The sequence below is a fragment of the Desulfosporosinus cupriresistens genome (assembly GCF_001707885.1).
Lineage (GTDB): Bacteria > Bacillota > Desulfitobacteriia > Desulfitobacteriales > Desulfitobacteriaceae > Desulfosporosinus.
Genome location: NZ_MASS01000002.1, coordinates 149,047 through 156,606, shown reverse-complemented (window position 1 = coordinate 156,606; position 7,560 = coordinate 149,047). Strand labels below are relative to the sequence as shown.

The following is a 7,560-nucleotide window of genomic DNA, read 5'->3' as shown; positions in this document are numbered from 1 at the left end:
GAACCCTTGTGTCATAGCCACATATTGAGGTGCATAGAAAATTGAGTGTGTGACTTCTGACAGTTTAATCTTAGTGAGCTCAGTTTGATTACTACAGCCAGATAGAACTAGAGTCATCCCCAGGAGTAGCACGCTAAGTACCAGTAAAAACTTTTTTTTCATAATGAAGATCCTCCTCGTATTTGTGAATTATGTGTTTTCTACCTTCAGCGGGGTTTATAGGGGGCTTAAAGTTTATTTTTCACAAGCAATTTTTCAAGTAAGACCACCCCCTGATACATCAAAGTTGCAGCAATACCCAAAATGATGACGCTAGTCATAACCAGGTCCAATTTAAAAACTTGCCCTCCATACACGATGAGATAACCTAACCCCGCTTTAGATACTAAAAATTCTCCCACGATGACCCCAACCCAAGACAACCCGACATTAATCTTAAGGGCATTGATAATGGTAGGAAACGATGCCGGAAGCAATACTTTCGTTAGGACCTGGTATTTTGTGCCACCAAAGGTCTGGATGAGCTTGATCTTATCTCCGTCGATAGCTAAGAAGCCATTTAAGACCTCCAAAACCGTGACAATGAGAGAAATTGCTAAGGTCATGACAATAATGGCAGCAGGGCCTGCCCCGATCCAAACTATAAACACCGGTCCAAGTGCAATTTTTGGCAAACTGTTAATAACCACTAAATAAGGTTCTAAAATTTTACACAAAAATTCTGACCACCATAAGCAAATAGCAATTATCGTACCCAAAAGTGTCCCTAAGACAAAGCCAACAACTGCTTCTAGACAGGTAATTCCTATGTGTTGAAACAGTACACCCTCTTGATATAACCTCATAATAGTGTTCAGGATTCTTGAGGGCTGGCTGGTGATAAAAGGGTCAACTATTTTGGCATCGGCACAGATTTCCCAAAGTGCTAAGGCAACGACTAAAATCGATAATTGGATGAGCAAAATCCATAGCTTCCTCATCTTTGCTCGTCGCAAGTACTCTAGATGTTCTTGGGAAATGACTGCAAGGGTTGCCCTGCGAGGACTACTTTCTTGTACAAGATTAGACATGGACATCCAGCCCCTTCCATATCTCTTGAAAAATATGCCGGAACTCAGGTGCTTCACGAGATGCTAGAGGTGTCCTTTTATCACAATTCAACCTGACTTCATAGATGTTTTTAACGGTTCCGGGTCGTTTTGACAAAAGGATGACTCGATCTGCCATACTAATACTCTCCGAAATGTCATGGGTCACGAGAAGCGCAGTTTTATTTTCCTTTTTGATAATGGCATAAATATCATCGTTGACCATAAGTCGGGTTTGATAATCCAAGGCAGAAAAGGGTTCATCCAGAAGAAGGATTTGAGGATCTGTCACAAGAGTTCGGATCAGTGCTACTCTTTGTCTCATTCCACCCGATAACTGGTTAGGATATTTATCTTTGAAATCATATAGGCCGTATGTTTTGAGAAGTATTAAGGCGCGCTCTTTCGCCTCAGGGGTCGCAGCTTTTCTTATTTCCAGACCGAGAATGACATTTTGATAAATGGTCCTCCACTCGAAAAGATGGTCCTTTTGCAACATGTATCCAATTTTGGGGGAAGTGCCCGTGACCTTTTCTCCACAAAGCCAGACGCTCCCCGAGGTAGCAGATACCAGCCCAGAAATAATCGATAACAGGGTGGATTTACCACAACCACTTGGACCGACTATACTCACAAACTCCCCATCTTGAACTGAAAAATCGATAGCCTCCAAGGCTGTTATTTCCCCGTTGAGAGATTGATATTTCATACCTACGTTATGTATCTCGACCACATGATTCAATGGCACTCCCTCCTTAGTACCTCAGCTTTTAATAGTGTATTGGAGTGTGCCTTAATCGGTGAGTAATTTGGGAATTTATCTCCCTCACCCTCAAAAATATAGGGTCTAGCAAATCTGGATAAGAGAAGAGAAGAGCCGTGCATTTTTAAAAGTGCACGGCTCTTCTCTCCATATTATTATCGTTAGATAAATCAATTTTCATTTAGGCAAGTTTTTCAGGGGTTATTACAGTGTTTGTTTGATCCACTCAATAAATGACTGGACGTTATCAAAAGCAACGTCAGGATTCATCTCCAGGATCTTTTGAGGGTGGGTTGTTTTAGCCCACATAGCCCCTATGGCATACACCCCGACTTCTTTTGCTGAGCTTACATCATAGGCCATATCCCCAACATAGGCGATTTCTTCTGGGGAATAGCCCCAAATCTTTAGGACTTCCTTAAGGTGTTCAGGTTTACTAGCCCTTTCTTCTGAGCCAGTTTTCACAACTTCAAAAAAGCCACCGAGACCTGAATGTTTCAAGGATATTTTCATACTGCCCGGTCCTTTGCCGGAAACAAGAGCCAGCTTTATCCTGCGCTCTTGCAACAAGGCCAAGGCCTCTAAAACTCCATTAAAAGGTTCAGCGTATTCGGGATGAATACGATCATATTCAACGAGATAAGATTCTAGGCTCTCCTTCCAAACAGACGGAAAAAGCTTTTTGAAAATGCCATCCTCTGTAGGGCCAAACATGGCAGCAATTTCTTGATCCGAGTACTCACGCCCAGTAAATTCTAACAGTGTCTTCCGAAATCCACCATAGCATACAGGTATGGTATTTAGAAGTGTTCCATCCAGATCAAAGATAAGTCCTTTCAGTTTCAATCGTATACCTCCTGACACCTCAATTTAGGGGGTTCTACTAACAGCGACAGCCTTTATGATCTCTACAACCAACTTCGCTGACTTGTACAAATCTTCTTCTTCGATGAATTCATCGGTTGTATGTGGCTTTTGCATTCCGATTCCCAGAACAAGACAGGGTATATCGTAGCGGTTATAATAATTGGCATCACTGCCCCCGCCAGTTGCCTCAAATGTCGCAATTATATTAGCTGACTGGGCCGCTTGAGCTGCGAGCAGGGCAACTTCTGATTCCTTCATTATCGTAAATGGGTCATATAATCTTGTGACCTCCACTTCAGCAACGGCGCCCATCTCAGCTGCACTTTTTATGAAGGTCTCGCACATCTCTGTAGTATAACGTTCTAATTTTCCTATGTTACGGCTTCTTGATTCACAAGTGATTTCGACTCTGTCGGCGACAATATTGGTGGCCCGGCCGCCCTGAATCGTTCCAATATTGGACGTCGTTTCTTCATCAATGCGGCCGGTCTGCAAGCTGGCGATCGCCTTGGCAGCCACAACAATTGCGCTGATTCCATCCTCTGGACTAGCTCCGGCATGAGAGGCCTTGCCTTTAATTGTGACGTTGATTCGATCTTGCCCGGGAGCTTCGAGAATAATGAGCCCCGGCTGACCAACGGCATCTAAGACAAAACCTAAATCAGCCCTCAACAGCGTCTTATCTATGTTTTTGGAGCCGTTTAAGCCGCCCTCTTCTGCTACATTGAAAATAACCTGAATATCCCCATGAGGAATACCTTGCTCTTGGATTGTTCTTAAAGCTTCCAGAATTGGTGCAATACCAGCTTTATCATCAGCCCCTAAGATTGTCGAACCAGCAGAAGTAATCCGTCCATCTTTGAGCACTGGCTCAATATTGAGGCCAGGGTCCACTGTATCCATGTGCGCTGAAAGTAAGAGTATGGGTGCCTGAGGCAGGTTACCCGGCAAATAGGCAAAAATATTACCGCAGTTGCCGCCAATTGCCATGCCCGCTTGATCTTCTGTTACGACCATATCCAAACTTTCAAGACGCTTTTTGAGTATATCTGCGATCTGGCGCTCATTTCTGGTTGGTGAATCAATCTTGATTAGTTCAAAAAGCTCTGCTAACAATCTTTCACGATTAATCATTTTCATTTACCTCTTTCGTTTAACTATGATTCTTATATTATCAAGGATTCAGCGAATTATGTCTAAATCCTGCAACTTTCAAAATTCATTTGATAATCCAAAAAAATACAATAGCCCAATCGCTAGATTAGGCTATTGTACTAATCTCTTTAGTTTTATTAAGGACAGAATTTATCTAATTCTTAGAGCTAAAATGTAAATACTTTAGATTCAGCAGCTAAGTCAATGAGGACTGAAGCCGTAGATAATTTGGCTCCCTCAATAAATTGGTCTTCACCGAAAAGTCTCGTTCTAGCACATGGCGTACATAAATGAAAGGTTACCTTCTTTTCAATTAAGTAATCAAGATATTGTTTAGCATTATCTCCGGTCGGTGCCACTACGCTATCAGCCAATCCTATAATCGCATAGGCAACAGCATCGTCGACTAAGAAAATATTTACTTCGTGACCCTTTTCTTTGGCTACCTTCGCAAGCTGCAATGCCCGGGTGGCGCGGACAGGGTCCTCAAGCCCACGATTTAGCACAAATAGAAATTTTTCCAATGTAATTCCCTCCTCAAATTTTCTGGGTTTTAAATATTTATGATTCCTATTCAGAAACCCATATTTTTGTGAGTCAACTACTATATTTAGGGGCAGAAGATACTATAATCAGTAAATATGGCTTAACTGAAAGGAAAACTATCACAGTTTTAGGCTTCTCTACTCTTCTCTACTCTTCTTTCATCGGGCAAGAGGAATTATTTAAGTCAATATCAGCTTCTATTTGACTCCATGAAGCTTCTTTAATGTTGACATTCTCAAGTAGATCGATAAGGTCTCCTCTTCCGAAATAACCCGGAACCCCCTTGGCATCTATTGTCATGAGAACGACCGGAATTCCCTTAAAGACAGGTAATAATGCTTTGATAATCATCGTTGCGTTAATTGCATTTTGGAACATAGCCGGCTGGACAGAAACAACTGCACAGGTTTTGCCTTGTTCAGTTATAATAGCTCCTTCAAACTTACTTTTCACGAAATTCATCTCCTATTTGTTATAATCTACATGCTATAGATTAGAGTTCGACAGGTATCCTAGAAACCCTGCAAAAAATAGGTGGTAAAGATAAATTACAAGCGAACACACACCACCTAATTGATGGCGAGAAGGAACCCACCCTATAGGAATGCTTTCTGCCCCCTACTTCCATAAAGAGCACCTCCTTTGATTTTCCCAATTAATAGTTACCAGAAATGCCCTATTTGATACTTATTTTATTTAAAATTCGAGGGTTAAATCAGCTATGCCAACCTAGCGTTCTAAAGAGCGCGACAGCGGCCTCGGCGCGGCTTACTTCGTCACGCGGGGCCAGTATCTGTCCTGCTACCTTTAGGATACCGGAACTACTGGCCAAGGCAATAAAGCCTAAGGCATCTGGGTTGATTTGAGCAGCATCTTGGAAATTGACTTGATAAATATCTTTTAGTTCCGCTACCTTAGCTAACTGAATATAGCGAATTAAAACTTTGGCTAAGAGTTCACGATTCACGTAATCTCCAGGCTGAAGATCTTCTTTCAACCAACCCTCTTCCTTAGCTTTGGTCATGACTTCAATGTCAGAAAGGCCATTATTTCCCCACAATCCAAACCGGCTAAGATACATGGCTCGCAACAAAGAAGCAATACTCATCTTCTCCTGAGGTTTAAAACTGCTAGCAAAATCGCCGAATAACCCAGCTTGCCCAAGAGCTGCGATTTCCTGGGCTCCATTGACTCCAGTCAGATCGGTAAAAGTATAGGGTTTTGGCCCTTTCTCCAACGGCTGTCCTTGGTAATCAAGCAGTTCTCCGCTTTTAGCGTCCATCGTATTGGAGAGTGGCGTGCTGCGGTCTGGGTTAAATGGAAGATAAACTAACCGCAAATTTCCTGGCAATCCATTGGAATAAATCCGGACATAAGCTAGAGTCAAAGGGCGTGCCTTGAGAAATGACTCTACGGCCTTGTCCTTATTGAGAATCCCGGAAACCCCAGGTAAATCGAGTTCTGACCAGTTTAGGTCAAAACCAGTGACAACGCCTGCCACAGGATCCACATTGACGGTCATTCCGTTATCCGGGAAATCCACGCCATTGGCTACCCTATGATAAGCAAAAGATTGGGTATTCCAAGATTCTGGACCTATTTTAGCATTCGAGTTATTATCGGAGTCTAAAGTGACTTGGCTAAATCGTTTAGCTTGAACTTTTTTAAGGAATTCTTCACCCATCTTTTGCGCTGCAATTCGGTCGAGTTTCGTCTCTGTCTTTCCCGTCTGCGCAAAAGAGAGGTTAAAACCTAGTAACTCGCCCGTTGTGGCACTGACCCTGGCACTTAGAGATTGCGGCTTCCCTTCCTCGGTTTCAGGTCCCGTATTGTTCCAGTCAAAGCTCCAGATGCGCTGATCTGGATTACGCCAATCTGTACCCAGATTCGCACTGCGTAAGGTTAAGTTATTGGCAATTGCAACCCAACGCTGCACTGCAGCAATTGCCTCATCCCGTTTAAGAAGCAGGGCAGTCCGATCTATCTCTTGTTGCTCCTGAGGGGTCAGTACGGGTATCCCATTGGCACTCGGACTAACTCCATTCTCTTTGGCTCCCATCCCGCCACTTAGAGACGAATCAGTTGCCAGCCAATCCCCCGGTCCAAGCTCAAGAGGTTTGCCGGTTAAGGCATCGATTGCTCCCCCATTTTGGCCCGTTAATTGGTAAACCAGCTTAGCAGTCATCTTTTGTCCCACTACCAAAGGTTTATAGGGAGCAGAAGCCCAGTATTGAAGTTTAAAAAAGGGAGCCATTGAAAACGCCTGTTGGGCCTGGGCGACGCTAATTACGCCCTTTACCTCCGGCGCTTTCACCTCACTCCAATTGAGATTAAAGGAAGTGATGTGTCCATCGCTGCCAGAGACCTGCACACTTGCTCCATTACTAAGAAAAGGCAAGTTGTTGATAAGCCGTTGGTATTGAAAAGCGTAGTAGACCGGGCTGTTATTGCCGAGTGGCATTACCTCTTGATCGCTGGGGATCAAGCGCAATTGTTGCGCACGGTCACCCAACAGCTGAGTCAGTATATGATTACTGATTTCTTGCGCTTTGGTTTTGGTTATCGTTGGAAGTCCTCCGTTATTGCTCGCTTGGTCATCGTTTTTCCAATAGTTCATGCTTAAAATATCGCCATTCGAAGCACTAACTTCAGCCGTAAACGATCCCGGTTTTCCCGCCGGGCCATTCCAGTGCAAGGACCAGACCTGGCGATCATCGTAAGTATTGTATGTAGAATTAAAGTCATTGTAATCACTAGGTACATCAAAGTTCGTTTTAACGATTAGAATTGCTTTTTCTAAGGAAATTTCAGGCATAGCTAAAGTTTGAATAGCCGATGAGCTACTGATTTCTCCCGCTAGGGCGACTGGCCCTGGAATCATTTGTACCAACAGTAGGGTAACACCCATAACAGCTAGGACATGCCGCCAATTTTTCTGCATATATTATCCACCTCTCTTTACTTCCTTAAATATAAATAATGATCACTGTTTGACACCTTATACCTAACCTTTTATACCTTATCACCCCTTTACATCAATAAATAGTTTGCTTGTCCCCTCAATCTTAGACTTGAGAGTCTCTCCCCCTCCAGTTACCTAATATAATAGACGGAGCTAACCTGAGGTTTCTGACAGAGAAT

7 protein-coding genes and 1 pseudogene are annotated in these 7,560 nt (G+C 43.2%); all 8 read right to left on the bottom strand.

Annotated elements, in window-relative coordinates; genetic code table 11:
• Positions 1 to 162, bottom strand: a pseudogene (locus DSBG_RS23550) (ABC transporter substrate-binding protein); the annotation flags it as partial.
• Between the two features lie 65 nt (positions 163 to 227).
• A complete protein-coding gene (locus DSBG_RS01690) occupies positions 228 to 1,070 on the bottom strand; it encodes an ABC transporter permease (protein WP_141694216.1) in 843 nt (280 codons plus the stop codon).
• On the bottom strand, positions 1,063 to 1,830 hold the full coding sequence (locus DSBG_RS01685) for an ABC transporter ATP-binding protein (protein ID WP_141694215.1): 768 nt from the start codon (positions 1,828 to 1,830) through the stop codon (positions 1,063 to 1,065). The genes DSBG_RS01690 and DSBG_RS01685 overlap by 8 nt, the downstream gene beginning before the upstream one ends.
• Before the next feature lie 225 nt (positions 1,831 to 2,055).
• Positions 2,056 to 2,697: an HAD family hydrolase gene (locus DSBG_RS01680; protein WP_068962494.1), complete on the bottom strand. Its 642-nt coding sequence runs from the start codon at positions 2,695 to 2,697 to the stop codon at positions 2,056 to 2,058.
• A gap of 24 nt (positions 2,698 to 2,721) precedes the next feature.
• On the bottom strand, positions 2,722 to 3,852 hold the full coding sequence (locus DSBG_RS01675; protein ID WP_068962493.1) for a M20/M25/M40 family metallo-hydrolase: 1,131 nt from the start codon (positions 3,850 to 3,852) through the stop codon (positions 2,722 to 2,724).
• A gap of 188 nt (positions 3,853 to 4,040) precedes the next feature.
• On the bottom strand, positions 4,041 to 4,397 hold the full coding sequence (locus DSBG_RS01670) for a DsrE family protein (RefSeq protein WP_068962492.1): 357 nt from the start codon (positions 4,395 to 4,397) through the stop codon (positions 4,041 to 4,043).
• 169 nt (positions 4,398 to 4,566) lie between these two features.
• A complete protein-coding gene (locus DSBG_RS01665) occupies positions 4,567 to 4,881 on the bottom strand; it encodes a hypothetical protein (RefSeq protein WP_242877380.1) in 315 nt (104 codons plus the stop codon).
• Positions 4,882 to 5,134: 253 nt separating this feature from the next.
• A complete protein-coding gene (locus DSBG_RS01660) occupies positions 5,135 to 7,360 on the bottom strand; it encodes a YcdB/YcdC domain-containing protein (protein ID WP_068962490.1) in 2,226 nt (741 codons plus the stop codon).
• Between the last annotated feature and the right edge of the window lie 200 nt (positions 7,361 to 7,560).